This is a genomic window from Paenibacillus peoriae KCTC 3763, from assembly GCF_000236805.1.
Lineage (GTDB): Bacteria > Bacillota > Bacilli > Paenibacillales > Paenibacillaceae > Paenibacillus > Paenibacillus peoriae.
Map to the genome: position 1 here is coordinate 49,763 of NZ_AGFX01000001.1, position 15,153 is coordinate 64,915.

A 15,153-nucleotide genomic window follows, 5' to 3' on the forward strand; every position below is an offset into this window, starting at 1 on the left:
TCTATGATGCTTAATAGAGTAGCAAATCCTGCAGTGCCGCCTATTGCATTTCGAACGCCTTTTGGTAATTTATCCCACGCTGCTCTTAATAACTTAACTGCCCATGATAGCTTACCTTGAGTGCTAATTGCCCCGGAATTATTTTTTTCTAGCGAATTGCCGTTTCGATCATAGGCAGCCCCATTAATTAGATATATTCCAGAAGGTTTTATAGATAGTAATCTTTGTATCTCATCATCTAATTCTTGATGAACCCAAGTACAAACAAGCTGTAAGGTCCAGGTGAATTTGACCTCAAAGCCGACATCTACAGGTTTCTTTTTAGTAATGGTTGTCTTTAGTTGCTCTTCCTGAGATGGTGTGAGTTTCTTCAGTCCGCCGGGGTAATCTATGAAATCCAGCCCCTGTAATCCCTGTTCCCGATAGCTTTTACAGTATCCACTGATGGCAGGAAACGAGCGACCGAGAATCGCAGAGATTTCAGAGAGCGTCTGGCCTTCGTTGTCATTCGGATCACCACCTTTTACTGGGTTCTTATTAATTCTTTACCCATTTGGGTGGCTCATAATTTACGAGTTCAATCTATATAATACCTTTATTTTTCGGAAACAAAAACGTTTACATAAACGTAATTATAAACATTTACGTTTGTATTTTTAATTTGATGTTGTTGACAAAAATCTACAACTCTTTTTTGTAGAAATATGAGGTTACAATGATATATGGGTAGTACCAGCGAAGCTAATACCACCGCAAAGTAAATGTAATTAAAACGGGAAATTATAACCTCTCTGGCAACTTAATATTTTTTGTCTAGCTGATTTTTTAGTATTTCTATATGCTTACTAAGCAATTCTATTTTTCTTTGGAATAATTTATTTATTTTTCTTATTTTAAAGAGGTAGATCAACGCACATGAACATATAAAAATATGAATAAAGCAGAACCAGTAGATCATGGTTACAGATATAGTCCAGGTCCCTATTAGAATCCTCTCCTTACTTCGATTTTGTTAGTTGGGTTGTTTCTGCTAAAATCTCATCTAATCGATGCATTGCTTTGTTTTTTCTAAAGATGTTAATGATAAAAATAAGAGCAAAAATTAAGAGCAGTATTTCACTTCCTAAGAGAAAAAGTATAGACATTTCATGAAGAAATAATTCATCAAACATAGAGATTACCTCCAATTATAATAATATTTGACATATAAATACATAATATGTTAATCTTCAAAAGTATCATACCATATTAGAGGAGGAAGAACATGAAAAAAGTTGTAGCATCTGCAATATTGTCCGCTTCTCTTTTACTTTCAGTAGCACCCGTTAGTTTTGCAAGTGAGGTCCCTTCTGTTACATTTTCAAGTCAGGATTTAGATAAGATATCTGATCATTTAAATGATTTGGGTCTTTCTAAAGAAGTACAACAAAGTCTAATAGAAAAGATTAAGGTGGGAGAACTTCCTGATTCTGACAATCCAGAAAAAAAAGGTACTGGTATTACAAGTGAAACAGAATCATCAGATGGTTTGAAAATACAAAGAACCACATTTCCTGATGGTTCCGTAATTCAGTCAACAATAGATCTTACAAACGCGAAAATAAAGGAAGAACATGTAATTACTCCAAATGATGTTTCAGGGGGATATGCCTCAGGAGGAACTGGTTATAGAACATTTACAAATGCAACAGTGAGAGAAGAAACTTCTTTCGTTAAAGCAAGATTTTTTGCTGATTATACATTAGTTCAAGGTGGCTATAGCTATATATCAGACGCTTATGATCCTTATGTTGATATAATTGGGGGATACTCAAGTGGAGATAATTTAGTTGTTGATCAACCTAAACAGACTGACTCAAGACCTGCTCGTGCAACCTTGACATTTACTTGGGTCAAAATAAATGGTTACTTTAGCTCTACATACAAATTATTTTTATATGTTAACAACAGTTCAGTAAACTCACAATTACAAACATATTAATTAATAATTTGGTATTTTTTCTTATTATTCTATTTATAAGCGAGAAACAGAAAAGGCTTCCTCCAAGTTAAGTAAACTCTGGGGAGCCTTTTTTATAAACATTTACGTAAATGTTTTATGTACACATAAAATTAAATATCAATTTTCCTTAAAGTACATTCTAAGAGCCTCATTAATAATACGAGTTTTTTCCCCTTTTCTCCCTTCTGCGCCTTCCTCATCAAGCTTCTTTTCAAATCATTTTCTAACCACACTATATCCCGTTTATATAATTCTTCAAATTTCTTCTTTTTAGGCTTCACAGGTTTACTTTCAAAAGAAGTGTCTAAAGTTCTGGATGAACACTACTGCATAAATTATATTCTACTAATTAATAACGTAATATATTATTGATGTAGGATATAAAATTTGTGAAACAAGCAAAAAAATAGTATTTTACCATAAATATTTGATAAAAAATATCTAGTCAAGCTGGTGAACAATTAAGCTCATGAATATTTAATGGCTAGAATTTTAGAAAAAAAGATATGAACTATAGCTTAGAGAAGTAAGTTGACATTAAATTTTCAATACAAGTGTTAGCATGATCGTGCAACCAAAACAGCAGCGGAGAGGGCGGAATCGTTCTGAAGAAGCGTTAGCGTTCGCCTTTGCCCCCGGATTTCTACCTATAAAAACTATAATCAGGAAATCCGCGGGCAACAGCGATCGGAAGAATGATCCGTCCGCGTAGCGACCGCTATTGCACAAAAATTTCACTCCAAACGTCGCTTTATTTTGACAATTCATTTCATAAATAGATATAATTTATGGGATAAAACTTGCAGAAAACCGGGGGTTTACCCGATTTTTGCATAACATCACATGATATATAATTATTTAAAAATGAATCGAGGCTGACGAATGAGCAATCAATCGATGGACATGCTTCTCACCAAGGATATCGTGCGTGAAGGGGAAACGATTTTGCGTACGAAGGTTGATCCGGTATGCCTGCCGCTGTCTGAAGAGGACCTTCAACAGATGCAATGGATGCTGGATTATCTGAAAAATAGCCAAAATGAAGAGCTGGCCACCCGCTATGAGCTGCGCCCGGGTGTAGGGCTATCCGCCAACCAGGTAGGTCTGAATAAAAGAATGTGCGCTATCTATTATGAGGATGGAGACCAAACGATAGAGTATGCGTTGTTTAATCCGAAGCTGGTCAGCCACTCCACATCCATGATTTATTTGGAACAGGGTGAAGGATGCTTGTCAGTGGATCGTTACATACCCGGATATGTTCCGCGTTATGAAAAAATTCGCATCAAGGCTTATTTGCCGGACGGAACGCAGGAGCTACTGACCTTCAAAGGCTATGCAGCGGTTGTGGTACAGCATGAAATGGACCATTTAGACGGTATTATGTTCTATGACCGCATCAATCCGGAAGATCCGCATAAGCTTCCACAGGGAGTTCATATTGAACCTTTTGTGCGCAAATAGTTCATGATCCGTAAAGTGTGGTGACTTCGTTCGCCACATTTTTAATTTTCAAGAAAATATGGATATATATGTTGCGAAGCTTTAAACTGGAGTCATATACCTGTAGTCACATACATTGAACTGATAAATGTGAGATATACACGGAAATGTAAGCGCTTATTTTACTGGGGGGATGGCATGTATCGTGGAGTAAGGCATTTGATGAACAATATGCGCATGCGGAATAAACTGCTCTTCTCCTACGTGCTGATTGTCATGATCCCGGTGCTGGTGGTGGGCGGCTGTGTTACTTTTTATTTGCGTCAGCAGGCACTTGACAGTGCGATTGCCCAGACGGTAAACAATGTGGAAAAGATTAAGAGCCAGACTGCAAATTTACTGCGTGTGCCAACAGATATTTCCAATGGGCTGATGTTCGATAAAAGGCTCAGGGAAATGGCGAACCACCGTTATTCGGGCATGGTTGAGCTAATGAATGCGTATCATCAATACAAGGATTTTAATGAGTATGTGCAGCAATATCGAGAAATTGCTACCGTCCGGTTTTATTCATATAATCCGACGCTTGTCAATAATCTGGAGTTTATTCCAGTGGACTCCAACATAGAGCGTCAGGAATGGTTCAAAACGGCCTTGAAGGGGACAGCAATTAACTGGTTTTATATTCAGGATAAAGAGGATAATCCGGTTAATCGCTTGAGTCTGGTGCGGCAAATTCCGTTTCCCGAATACAATACCAAGGGAGTTTTGATGATAGCGCTGAGTCAGACGGAGCTGAATCATATGCTGAGCAAGGAGCCGTTTGAAACACTGATTGCGGATCGCAACGGGATTGTGGTCGCAGCAACGAATCCACAATCGGTGGGGCAGACATTGGCAGGTTTACATCTGGGCTTTGATGTCCAGCGGGCGGGTAAAGGTATATATGAAGCCAAAATAAACGGAAAGCCCTCGAACATTATTGTGGATGAGCTGCTGCCGACCTCAAGTGTGAGCGGATTCACAATTATTTCGGTATTTTCGACGGAACATATCGTGCAGGGGGCGAACCGGGTCAGCCTGATTGGTGCATTATGTGTTCTTGCGGTACTGATCATGGCGCTGATTTTGATTACCATCATTTCGTGGCTCATTACCAAACGGCTACAGCGGTTGAGCTATGAACTGGGTAAAGTAGCCTCAGGCGATTTCCATGTGGTGTCAAGTGTGGAGGGAAGGGACGAGATCGGGGATTTATCCCGCCGTTTCAACTATATGGTGACCAGCATCCGCCAACTCATGACGCAGGTATACGAAGCGAGTGAGCAAAATAACAGACTCGAACTGGCGCAAAAGGATATCAAGCTAAAAATGATGGCCAGTCAAATTAATCCGCACTTCCTGTTTAATGCGCTGGAGTCTATCCGAATGAAGGCGCATCTGAACGGGGAAGCCGAGATTGCAACGACGGTGCGTTTGCTTGGCAGGCTGATGCGGCGGAATCTGGAGATTGGCAGCGGTACAACGACGGTGCGTCAGGAACTGGATATGGTGCGGTCCTATTTGCAAATTCAGCAGTTCCGATTCGGGAATCGTTTGATCTATGAAGTGAATCTGGAAGAGCACGCTGAGGACATATCCATCCCTCCTCTAATCATACAGCCGCTGGTGGAAAATGCAGTGATTCATGGCCTCGAAAATAAGGAAGAGCCGGTTACGGTAAAAGTAGATATCACAATGGAGCAACGAGAGCTGCACATTAAAGTAGCGGATGATGGAATTGGCATGGAAGCAGAGCAACTGGCCCGCCTGCTGGCACGGATCAAGGGAACGGATGAGCCGGAAGGGAGTAGTATTGGTCTGCGTAATGTCCACCAACGTCTAACGTTGATGTATGGCGAACGTTATGGTCTGCAGATTGAAAGCGTGTTGCAGGCAGGAACAACCGTATACTTTTCCATACCCAAGGAGGAAGGTTCGAATGTATAAAGCGATGATTGTGGATGATGAGCCTGCGATTCGAGAGGGACTGTCCTCCATTATTGACTGGGGGGATTGTGGCTTTCGGATTGTAGATACAGCAGGGAGCGGGCGCGAGGCTTTGGAAAAATTCGGAGAGCACCAGCCGGAGCTGGTTATTGTCGATATTCGTATGCCAGGCATGAGTGGGCTGGAGGTCATACGGAACATACGTGAAATGAACAGTGAGCCGTTCCATTTTCTTATATTAAGCGGATATGCAGACTTTGATTATGCCCGACAAGCCATGGGCTTCGGAGTGGATGGTTATTTGTTGAAGCCTGTCGATGAGGAAGAGATGACGACAGAGCTGAAACGGGTACGACGAAGCATTGACGACGAAAAGGAAAACGGCAAGTGGGGAGGTGCTTCTCACCATGACCGTGATTGGATTGAAGCACTGCTGTTCCCGGTTCAAGCGGATAGGGCTATCCGCGATTCAAGGGAAATTGGCAGTCCTTTGGATGAAGAGATACGACAAAATGAACAGTACGGGCAGCATCTGGCGCTGCCGGCTTTGGATTGGGCCAGCTATCAGATTATTTTGCTGGATCTGCGGATACCTGACTGGGATCGGCAAGCCCGGCAATCGGCAGCCAAACAGCGTCTGGCAGAGATGTGTCGGGAGCAGGGTAGAGGCATGGTGTTTGAGGCCGGAATCTATACAGGCCTGCTGCTTCCCGCCACGGTGAGAACAGAGGAAAAGGCTGCCGCGCTGCTGGCTTCCTGGCGACAAGAGCTAAAGCCGTGGGCAACCGAGATTTATGTGGCTGCTGGTGATCCGGTGGCGAAACTAACCGATATTCCCAGCTCTTTTGAACAGGCGCTGCGGTTATTAGAGCGTACCTTTCTGTTTGGGATGGAAAGGGTGATGCTCTTCAGTGATCTGCATCCATTGGAAGCGATGAACGCCGGAATGGACGAGGCGTCCAATAAAACAGTAGACCCCGCGCGTTACGCAGAAAAGCTTTACTATGCGCTGGACATGGCAAGCCGGGAAGCGGCGTTACGTGTATTAAAGGAAATGGAAGTCCAATTTCCTCAGGTTTATCGCACGGAAGCTGCAATTAAGGCGGCATTTGCCCAGGCGTTTACGTTGGCGCTCAATAAGTATGCGACTGGACAGGATCAGAGCCGAGCGGTGTTGGAGGAGCATTCGAGCTTGATTACCGATGTATATGCCTATTCTACACTGGGCGAACTGGTCGATCACTCTGTTGAGCATATATTGCAATGGATAGGTCAGACTGACTCAGGCGGCAAGGAGATCATTATGAAGCAAATGATAGATTTCATACATAGTCACTATGATGAAAATTTGCGGCTGGAGTTATTGGCAGACATGTTCCACTACAACAGTGGTTATTTGGGCAAACTGTTTAAAAGCCATACCGGCGAGGCTTTTAATGCCTACCTGGATAAAGTAAGGATTGAGCGAGCCAGGGAATTGCTTGCACAGGGAATTAAGGTGCATCAGGTAGCAGGTCGTGTGGGGTATGCGAATGCTGATTATTTTCATAGCAAATTCAAAAAGTACGCAGGGATGTCGCCTTCCTCCTACCGTAATCGGGTTCAGAATAACGGAGGGACGGATGGCTGTTAATCGATTCCCTCGGTATCATTCTATGAAGTCTCTCTTGCAGATGTCGGAGGAAGGTTCTCCGAACGAAGAGAGACTTTTTTTGTGAGAAAAAATTGAAGTAGATCAATCGCAAATGTCACACTAATTAGAGAATTTGAGTCGATTTCACAAATTTGCCATCGTTACGACACAACTTTGACACGGTGTTCACACTTTCGATTCTATTTCATTCAAATCTATTCTATATAATGTTGTTATTCTGAAGTCGGGTCATGATAAAAAAATGATCAATTCATATGCGACAAAGTGAATGTTATCACAAAGTTTGAATGTTGGCTTCAGAGACTAATTTAGCATGCGATTCTTAAGAAAAGTACAGGGGGAGGAATAACATCATGGACGTATTAGAATTGGCACGGTTGCAGTTTGCGACAACCACGATTCTTCACTTTGTTTACGTGCCGATCTCCATTGGATTGTCACTGTTGGTGGCGATCATGGAGACCATGTATGTAATCAAAAAAAATGATTTGTACAAAAAAATGGCTCAATTTTGGGGAACGTTTCTGCTAATCAACTTTGCAGTGGGCGTGGTAACCGGGATTTTACAGGAATTTCAGTTCGGGATGAACTGGTCCGACTTTTCCCGTTTTGTCGGCGATGTATTTGGTACGCCGCTGGCGATTGAAGCACTGCTTGCATTTTTTCTGGAATCCACTTTTATCGGCTTATGGGTATTCGGTTGGGAAAGGCTGTCCAAGGGTGTCCATTTAATTTGTATGTGGCTGGTTTCCATCGGTACGATGCTCTCCGCTTTGTGGATTCTGGCTGCCAATTCGTTCATGCAGCGTCCCGTAGGATATGGGATCGTAAATGGACGTGCAGAAATGCAGGATTTTGCTGCTCTGCTAACGAACGAGCAGCTTATGTGGGAGTACCCTCACACCATATTTGCCGCCATTGCAACCGGGGCTTTCCTCGTAGCAGGTATTAGTGCCTGGAAGCTGATGCATAAAAAGAATATGGACTTTTTTAAGCCTTCTTTTAAATTGAGTATTATTGTTGCATTAATCAGTGCCATTGCTATTCCTTTGTTTGGTCATGGACAGGCTCAATATTTGGTCAAAACACAGCCCATGAAGATGGCTGCCAGTGAAGCCCTGTGGGAAAACAGCGGCGATCCGGCGCCTTGGACGGTTGTGGCGTGGATTGATCCTGGACAGCAGGAGAATACCTTTGAGATTAAAGTTCCGTTTGCACTGAGTTTTCTGTCGTATAGCAAGTTTTCCGGCTCCGTGCCTGGTATGAAGGAGCTTCAGGCACAGTATGAAAAAAGCTACGGTCCGGGTGATTATATCCCGCCAGTGCGTACTACCTTCTGGAGCTTCCGCATTATGATTGCGGCGGGATGTGCCATGATTGCACTTGCTCTATACGGAGCTTACCTGAGTTTGCGCAAAAAATTGGAGGGCTCGCATCGTTGGTTCTACCGTCTGATGCTGTGGGGGATATCGCTTCCATTCATTGGGAATACTGCGGGCTGGATCATGACCGAAATGGGGCGCCAGCCGTGGACCGTGTTTGGTTTGCTTCAAACGAAAGATTCCGTTTCACCTACCGTTGTAGCAGGAGAAGTGCTGTTCTCACTGATTGCATTTACGACGCTGTATCTCGTTTTAACGGGTATACTGGCATTCCTGTTTGCTCGTACGGCTCGTAAAGGTCCAGATATTGAGCCGCATCAGCATACGGTCATTCATGATCCATTTGCTCAAGGGGGTGACACCATTGTCGTTAAATGATTTATGGTTCTTGTTGATCGCTGTGCTGTTTACCGGCTTTTTCTTTCTGGAAGGTTTCGATTTTGGTGTGGGGATGGCTACAGGATTGGTGCCGCGTAATGACCAGCAAAAACGTTTGATGATCAATACGATTGGTCCGTTTTGGGATGCCAATGAGGTATGGCTAATCACGGCGGCAGGTGCGATGTTTGCCGCTTTCCCGCACTTTTATGCGACCATGTTCAGCGGATATTACCTGGTATTTGTGTTCATCCTGCTAGGTTTGATCTTGCGTGGAGTTTCCTTTGAATTCCGTGGCAAGGCAGAAGGCAAGTGGTGGACAGGCACGTGGGATGCATGCATTCTAGTAGGCAGCTTCCTGCCGCCCATGCTGTTCGGTATGGCTTTTGCCGCTCTTGTAAAGGGGGTACCGATTCAGCAAAACATGGATTTAAAAGCGGGATTTTCCGATGTGTTCAACGGATATACGGTATGGATCGGACTGACCGTGGTCGGGATGTGCCTGATGCATGGACTGACGTTTGTTTCACTGCGGACGGTTGGAGAGGTGAGAGACCGCGCTCGTGTGATCGCGTCCAAATTCCTGCCGGTATTGGGTATTTTACTCGCCGGAATGGTGGTATGGACTTATTTTGCAACGGATTTATTCGCACGTCGTGGTCCCTTTATGTATGCTGCGGTTGCGGTCGGAATTGTCGCCTATGTGCTCGCATGGTATTTCCTTAAGCAACGCCGTGAAGGCTGGGCCTTCGGAATGACGGGTGCCATCATTTTGCTGAGCTTCGTTTCATTATTCGTCGGCTTGTTCCCGAGATTTATGGTGAGTTCGATCAACAGTGCATTTGATTTAACAATTTATAATGCAAGCTCCAGTCATTACACGCTGAAGGCCATGACGATTGTTGCAGCAACGCTTTTACCCTTTGTGCTGGCCTACCAGGCGTGGAGCTATTTCGTTTTCCATAAACGTCTCAGTGAAAAGGATCATTTGGAATACTAATGGATAAAGCATGGTTTGAATTAAAGGGCATTCGGCCAGTCATGCTGCTGCTGGCCGCCCTTTCCCTTCTCCAGGGGGCCGCTGTGATTGCACAAGCGACCTTTTTGGCGAAGGCGGTGACGATTTTATTTGAAAAGAATCCGCTGGTGATGGCTTGGCCGTCACTGGCGCTGTTTTTGGCGGCTTTTGCAGCAAGGCATACGGTGATTTGGCTGCAACGTCGGACAGCAGGCCGTTTTGCCGAAGCAGCAGGCGCTTCCTTGCGGGAGCGTCTGCTTGCACGTTTGTTCGAGCGTGGGCCGGGGTTTGCCGCGAAGGAAGGCAGCGGCAAGCTGGTAACGCTGGCGCTGGACGGCGTAGATCGTTTTCGCACGTATTTGGAGCTGTCCATCCCTCGTATGATAGACATGCTGGCTGTAACTTTACTGGTGCTTGTATATGTTTTCACATTGGATGTCATTTCAGGTGTCATTTTGACGATTACAATGCCGATCCTGGTGGGCTTCTTTATTTTGCTCGGCTTGGCGGCGCGTAAGCAGGCAGACAAGCAGTGGCGTTCCTACCGTCTGCTGTCGCATCATTTTACGGATTCGTTGCGCGGGCTGCAGACCTTACGATTCCTGGGCCGCAGCCGAGAGCATGGGGAAACTGTCGGGAAGGTCAGCGACCAATACCGGGCGGCCACGATGCGTACGCTGCGAGTCGCGTTTCTTTCCTCATTTGCTCTCGACTTTTTTAGCATGCTGTCGGTCGCTTTTGTGGCGGTGGGCTTGGGTTTGCGCCTGATTAGTGGATCGGTGGGCCTGGAGGCAGCGCTTATGGTACTCATCCTGGCCCCGGATTATTTTATGCCGATCCGTCAGCTCGGATCAGACTATCATGCCTCGCTGGATGGCAAAGAGGCTTGGGGCGCGATGCGCTCTATTCTGGCCAAAGATGAGCGAGACACCGATTCCGCAGAAGTTTTCTCGGGTCGTGGCAGCGCGGTTAATGCTAAAAATGGTGGTCATGGCGGCAATGGTAATGGTCTAGCCATCACAGGGCAGGAAACTCTGAGACTGTCGGATGTGTGCCTCCTCAATGAGGACGGCTCCGCGAGGCTTGACCATGTATCTGCAAGCATCGAGCCGCACGTGAACATGATCGGCATCGTCGGAGCCAGCGGTGCAGGTAAAACAACGCTGCTCAGTTTGCTTGGCGGCTTTGCCGATCCGACTTCGGGCGAGCTGAGCCTGAATGGATGCCCTTTAGTCGGTGATGCCAAAGCCGAATGGCAGCGGCACATTGCCTATATTCCGCAGCATCCATATCTGTTCAGCACTTCTTTGGCGGATAATATCCGCTTTTATGAGCCGGAGGCATCCAACGAGCAGGTGGAATGGGCGATTGATGCGGTAGGACTCCGCGAACTGGTGGATGGACTTCCTGGTGGGCTGGATGAGCCTATTGGTGAAGCAGGCCGGACACTGAGTGGAGGACAGGCGCAGCGGATTGCCTTGGCACGTGCTTTGCTGAGCAATCGTCCGGTCATTTTATTGGATGAGCCAACCGCACATCTGGATATTGAGACGGAATGGGAGCTGAAGCAGACGATTTTGACCGTTTTGCAGCACAAGCGAATCTTTCTTGCCACCCACCGGCTCCATTGGATGCCGGATATGGATGGTGTCTGGATGATGCATCAAGGACGTCTCGAAGAAGCAGGCACTCATAAGCAATTGGTTGCACGCAAGGGAGCATATTTCCGATTGCTGACAGGAATGACGGAAGAAGGGGGCAGACAATATGAGAGCGGTGGACAATAGCGGTCAAGGCTGGTTTTTGTCTTATTTGAGACAATATTGCTGGGCCTTTCTGGCGGCGGCGCTTTTGGGTGCACTGGCGATTGGTTGTGCAGGCGCGCTGCTCTTTACGTCCGGTCATCTGATTACCCGTTCGGCTCTAAAACCGGAAAATATATTGATGGTGTACGTGCCGATTGTGCTTGTGCGAACATTCGGCTTTAGTAAAGCCGTCATTCAATATCTGGAGCGTTTGGTCGGGCATGATGCCGCGTTGCGCCTGGTGTCCCGTATGCGGGTACGGCTTTACCGGGCAGTAGAGCCGCAAGCGCTGATGATTCGCAGCAAATTCCGTACAGGGGACCTGTTGGGATTGCTGGCAGAGGATATTGACCAGCTGCAAAATATCTATTTGAAGCTGGTCCTGCCTGCCTTATCGGCACTGCTGATTTATGCGATAGGCATCTCAGCGCTTGGATGGATGGACGGGACTTTTGCTCTGCTGATGGCGTTGTATTGTGCATATTTGCTTTTGATTGCCCCGGCCATATCGCTGTGGACCTCACTCGCCAAACGGCGAACGTTCAAGCGGGAACGGAGCAAAGCATACCAGGAGCTCACCGATGCTTTGTTCGGCATGAGTGATCTGGTGCTGAGCGGGCGGACCGAGCGTTTTCTCGCTTCCTTTGCAGGGCGACAAAACAAGGCTGCTATGGTGGAAAATTCGCTTCGGCGCGGAGAGTGGCGCTCCCATTGGATTGCACAATGCGTTGTCGGCGGCGGAATTGTGATCATGACGGCATGGGCCGGAGGGCTGGTAGCACAAAATCACCTTGAAGCCACATGGCTGGCCGCCTTTGCGCTGACGGCCTTTCCGCTGCTGGATGCCTTTGTTCGTGCCGGAGAAGCGGTGGTTCATGCACCGGAGTATCAGGATTCGCTGCGACGATTGAAGGATACAGAGAAAAATACGCATACACCTGCTGTGGATAAAGAACAGCGAGCAACAGATGTTACAGCTGAAGCAACGGGGACACATGCTGCTGTGCGCCAATCTGGCAATGCAGGCGAGCTGCTGTTGGATAATGTAAGCTATCGCTATTCGGAACAACAGGCTTGGAGCGTGTGGAATATTTCCATGCGCGTGCCGCAGGGAGGCAAGGTTGCGCTGCTTGGCCGCAGCGGTGCGGGCAAATCTACATTGTTAAACCTCATTCAAGGAGCATTGCAGCCGGAAGAAGGGAGCGTCACTGTCGCTGGTGTACCTGTATATACGGGTGGAGCGTATTCCAGCTTGTTTGCGGTATTAAACCAGCAGCCGTATTTGTTCGATACGACGGTAGCGAACAATATTCGGTTGGGGCGACCCGATGCTTCGCTGGAAGAGGTTCGTGCGGTAACGGAACAGGTGGGGCTTGGAGCCCTGATTGATTCTTTGCCGGAGGGCTACGATACGCGGATGCAGGAAACGGGCCTTCGTTTTTCGGGTGGAGAAAGGCAGCGCATTGCACTGGCACGGATTTTGCTGCAAAATCACCCGATTGTTTTACTGGATGAGCCGACGGTAGGGCTTGACCCGCCGACAGAGCATGAACTCATGCAGACGATGTTTCGTGTGCTGGAGGGCAAAACACTGATTTGGATCACGCATCATCTGACAGGAATGGAGCATATGGACGAGGTGATCTTCATGGAGCAAGGCGGCATTTCCATGCGAGGCAGTCATGAACAGCTTTGGCAGGAGCAGTCCCGCTACCGTAACCTGTATGAACTGGATCATCCACGTTTGTGACATCACAGGGAAGATCAAGCCTCGATAAAATAATTCAAGCATCAGGAGCCAGCGCAGATATGTCCGGCTCCTTTTACTTCTCTATCCGCTGTAGGATCAAGCTTGTTCCGAATCAGCAAAAAAGTTATGCTTGTGAGGCATAAAGACACTCGGAACGGTTTGAAGCATTGATCTGCTCGGTTAGTGCATTTTGCATACTGCTGCAAGGAGGCCCGTATGACGTATAAACAAATTAAATGGATGATTTTATTTGTACCTACACTAACGGTTGGAGCTTGGGAATATGTGAGACACCAATTTTTGCTCTCTTATATCTCGATGAATGTGGGCAACTGGCTTACTCCGGTTATCTTGTATTTGGTCAGTATAACGCTATTGACCAAACTCTTCCATATGCTGGAACGTATTCAGATGGAGCTGCAACACGAACGCACGGCCAAAGCCGCCTTTGAAGCGAGAGAGGAACTTGCCAGGGAGCTGCATGACGGGATAGCCCAATCTCTTTTTTTATTGTCCGTCAAAGTGGATCGGCTGGAGCACAACGGCGATCAAGGCCAGTATCGTCAGGATATTTACAAAATCAGAAAGACCGTCCACGAAGTGAACCGCTATGTTCGTCAGGCGATTGCCAATTTAAGATTTGATCCGACCCCGGGCGAAATGCTGATAACCAACGAATCCCTGGACTACAAGGTGCAGCAAATGATTCACGAAATTCCTGTGCATGTAGATATTCAGTGGACGATTCCTGATATTGCGCTGACTCCCAAAGAGAAGATAGAGCTTCTGGCCTGCATTCGTGAGGCGGTTATCAATATTGAAAAGCACTCAGGGGCTTCCAAAGGATGGATTACCGGGGAAGGTGACCAAGATCAATGGAAAGTTATCGTCAAGGACAACGGTAAAGGCTTTACCACGGATCTTTCTCTGTTTAAAGACAGATATGGTCTGAATATCATGAAGGAAAGAGCGGAAGCTATGAATTGGACATTTCGGCTTCTGTCAGATTCTTCGTATACCACAGTGGAAATATCCAAAGAGGGAGAACACCAATGACGCATATCCGTGTGCTGGTCGTAGATGATTCTGCTCATGCTCGCGAAGCTATCTGTGAAATATTAGCCATGGATCAAAGCTTTGAAATCATCGGTGTGGTAGACAACGGTGAAAAAGCAATTGAGTTTACCGGGCAATGGCTGCCGGATTTGATCCTGATGGATATTTCGATGCCCGGAATGGACGGGCTGGAGGCTACACAGCGGATTAAGCTCTTGTTTCCATATGTGAAAATAGTGATGATCACCGTGTCGGATGATATGATTCATCTACTTGAAGCTTTGAAACGAGGTGCCCAAGGCTACCTGTTAAAAAACATAGCGCCCTCCACATGGCTGGAGTACCTGCATTCTATCGTGAATGAGGAAGCACCGCTGAGCCGGGAACTGGCTTTTCAAATCTTGAAAGACGTTACGATAACGGCAAAAAAGGAACCGCAGGTCCATCTTACCTCAAGAGAGCAGGACATTTTGTATGGGGTGGCCGCGGGGTGGACCAATAAGGAAATCGCTGAGAAATACGGCATTTCAGAGTATACGGTAAAAAATCATCTAAAAAATATTTTGCAGAAGCTGCATGTTCAGAACCGTGTACAATTGACGAGATATGCGTTGGAAATGGGGCTTGTTCCTGATGATCCCAAATTCAAGCCATAACCCTGTTTTTTTGTGACACT

10 protein-coding genes are annotated in these 15,153 nt (G+C 46.3%); all 10 read left to right on the plus strand.

What is annotated here, in order from left to right; translation table 11 throughout:
• Window positions 1–1,264 precede the first annotated feature (1,264 nt).
• The 10 genes from KQI_RS0100175 to KQI_RS0100225 all read left to right on the plus strand — a co-directional run bounded on the left by KQI_RS0100175 (window position 1,265) and on the right by KQI_RS0100225 (window position 15,133).
• A complete protein-coding gene (locus tag KQI_RS0100175; protein ID WP_010344618.1) occupies window positions 1,265–1,981 on the plus strand; it encodes a hypothetical protein in 717 nt (238 codons plus the stop codon).
• 903 nt (window positions 1,982–2,884) lie between these two features.
• Window positions 2,885–3,466 (plus strand): peptide deformylase, encoded by a 582-nt coding sequence (gene def / locus KQI_RS0100185; protein WP_010344619.1) that lies wholly within the window; start codon window positions 2,885–2,887, stop codon window positions 3,464–3,466.
• Between the two features lie 177 nt (window positions 3,467–3,643).
• Window positions 3,644–5,434, plus strand: coding sequence for a cache domain-containing sensor histidine kinase (locus tag KQI_RS0100190; RefSeq protein WP_029389960.1), 1,791 nt, complete (start codon window positions 3,644–3,646; stop codon window positions 5,432–5,434).
• The gene (locus KQI_RS0100195) at window positions 5,427–7,067 is read left to right on the plus strand and encodes a response regulator transcription factor (protein ID WP_010344621.1); all 1,641 of its coding nucleotides are present in this window, start codon (window positions 5,427–5,429) and stop codon (window positions 7,065–7,067) included. Before KQI_RS0100190 ends, KQI_RS0100195 begins: the two co-directional genes overlap by 8 nt.
• A 374-nt stretch (window positions 7,068–7,441) precedes the next feature.
• A complete protein-coding gene (locus tag KQI_RS0100200; RefSeq protein ID WP_010344622.1) occupies window positions 7,442–8,848 on the plus strand; it encodes a cytochrome ubiquinol oxidase subunit I in 1,407 nt (468 codons plus the stop codon).
• Complete coding sequence (cydB, locus tag KQI_RS0100205; protein ID WP_010344623.1) at window positions 8,835–9,848, plus strand: cytochrome d ubiquinol oxidase subunit II; 1,014 nt, start codon at window positions 8,835–8,837, stop codon at window positions 9,846–9,848. The genes KQI_RS0100200 and cydB overlap by 14 nt, the downstream gene beginning before the upstream one ends.
• A complete protein-coding gene (gene cydD / locus KQI_RS0100210; protein WP_010344624.1) occupies window positions 9,848–11,653 on the plus strand; it encodes a thiol reductant ABC exporter subunit CydD in 1,806 nt (601 codons plus the stop codon). The genes cydB and cydD overlap by 1 nt, the downstream gene beginning before the upstream one ends.
• Complete coding sequence (cydC, locus tag KQI_RS0100215) at window positions 11,634–13,421, plus strand: thiol reductant ABC exporter subunit CydC (RefSeq protein ID WP_010344625.1); 1,788 nt, start codon at window positions 11,634–11,636, stop codon at window positions 13,419–13,421. The genes cydD and cydC overlap by 20 nt, the downstream gene beginning before the upstream one ends.
• Before the next feature lie 216 nt (window positions 13,422–13,637).
• Window positions 13,638–14,477 (plus strand): sensor histidine kinase, encoded by an 840-nt coding sequence (locus KQI_RS0100220; protein WP_010344626.1) that lies wholly within the window; start codon window positions 13,638–13,640, stop codon window positions 14,475–14,477.
• Window positions 14,474–15,133, plus strand: a complete 660-nt coding sequence (locus KQI_RS0100225; protein ID WP_010344627.1) for a response regulator — start codon at window positions 14,474–14,476, stop codon at window positions 15,131–15,133. The genes KQI_RS0100220 and KQI_RS0100225 overlap by 4 nt, the downstream gene beginning before the upstream one ends.
• Window positions 15,134–15,153 lie beyond the last annotated feature (20 nt).

Coding starts and splice junctions, on each gene's coding strand:
- KQI_RS0100175 (WP_010344618.1), top strand. CDS start 1,265: ATGAAAAAAGTTGTAGCATCTGCAATATTGTCCGCTTCTCTTTTACTT.
- def (WP_010344619.1), top strand. CDS start 2,885: ATGAGCAATCAATCGATGGACATGCTTCTCACCAAGGATATCGTGCGT.
- KQI_RS0100190 (WP_029389960.1), top strand. CDS start 3,644: ATGTATCGTGGAGTAAGGCATTTGATGAACAATATGCGCATGCGGAAT.
- KQI_RS0100195 (WP_010344621.1), top strand. CDS start 5,427: ATGTATAAAGCGATGATTGTGGATGATGAGCCTGCGATTCGAGAGGGA.
- KQI_RS0100200 (WP_010344622.1), top strand. CDS start 7,442: ATGGACGTATTAGAATTGGCACGGTTGCAGTTTGCGACAACCACGATT.
- cydD (WP_010344624.1), top strand. CDS start 9,848: ATGGATAAAGCATGGTTTGAATTAAAGGGCATTCGGCCAGTCATGCTG.
- cydC (WP_010344625.1), top strand. CDS start 11,634: ATGAGAGCGGTGGACAATAGCGGTCAAGGCTGGTTTTTGTCTTATTTG.
- KQI_RS0100220 (WP_010344626.1), top strand. CDS start 13,638: ATGACGTATAAACAAATTAAATGGATGATTTTATTTGTACCTACACTA.
- KQI_RS0100225 (WP_010344627.1), top strand. CDS start 14,474: ATGACGCATATCCGTGTGCTGGTCGTAGATGATTCTGCTCATGCTCGC.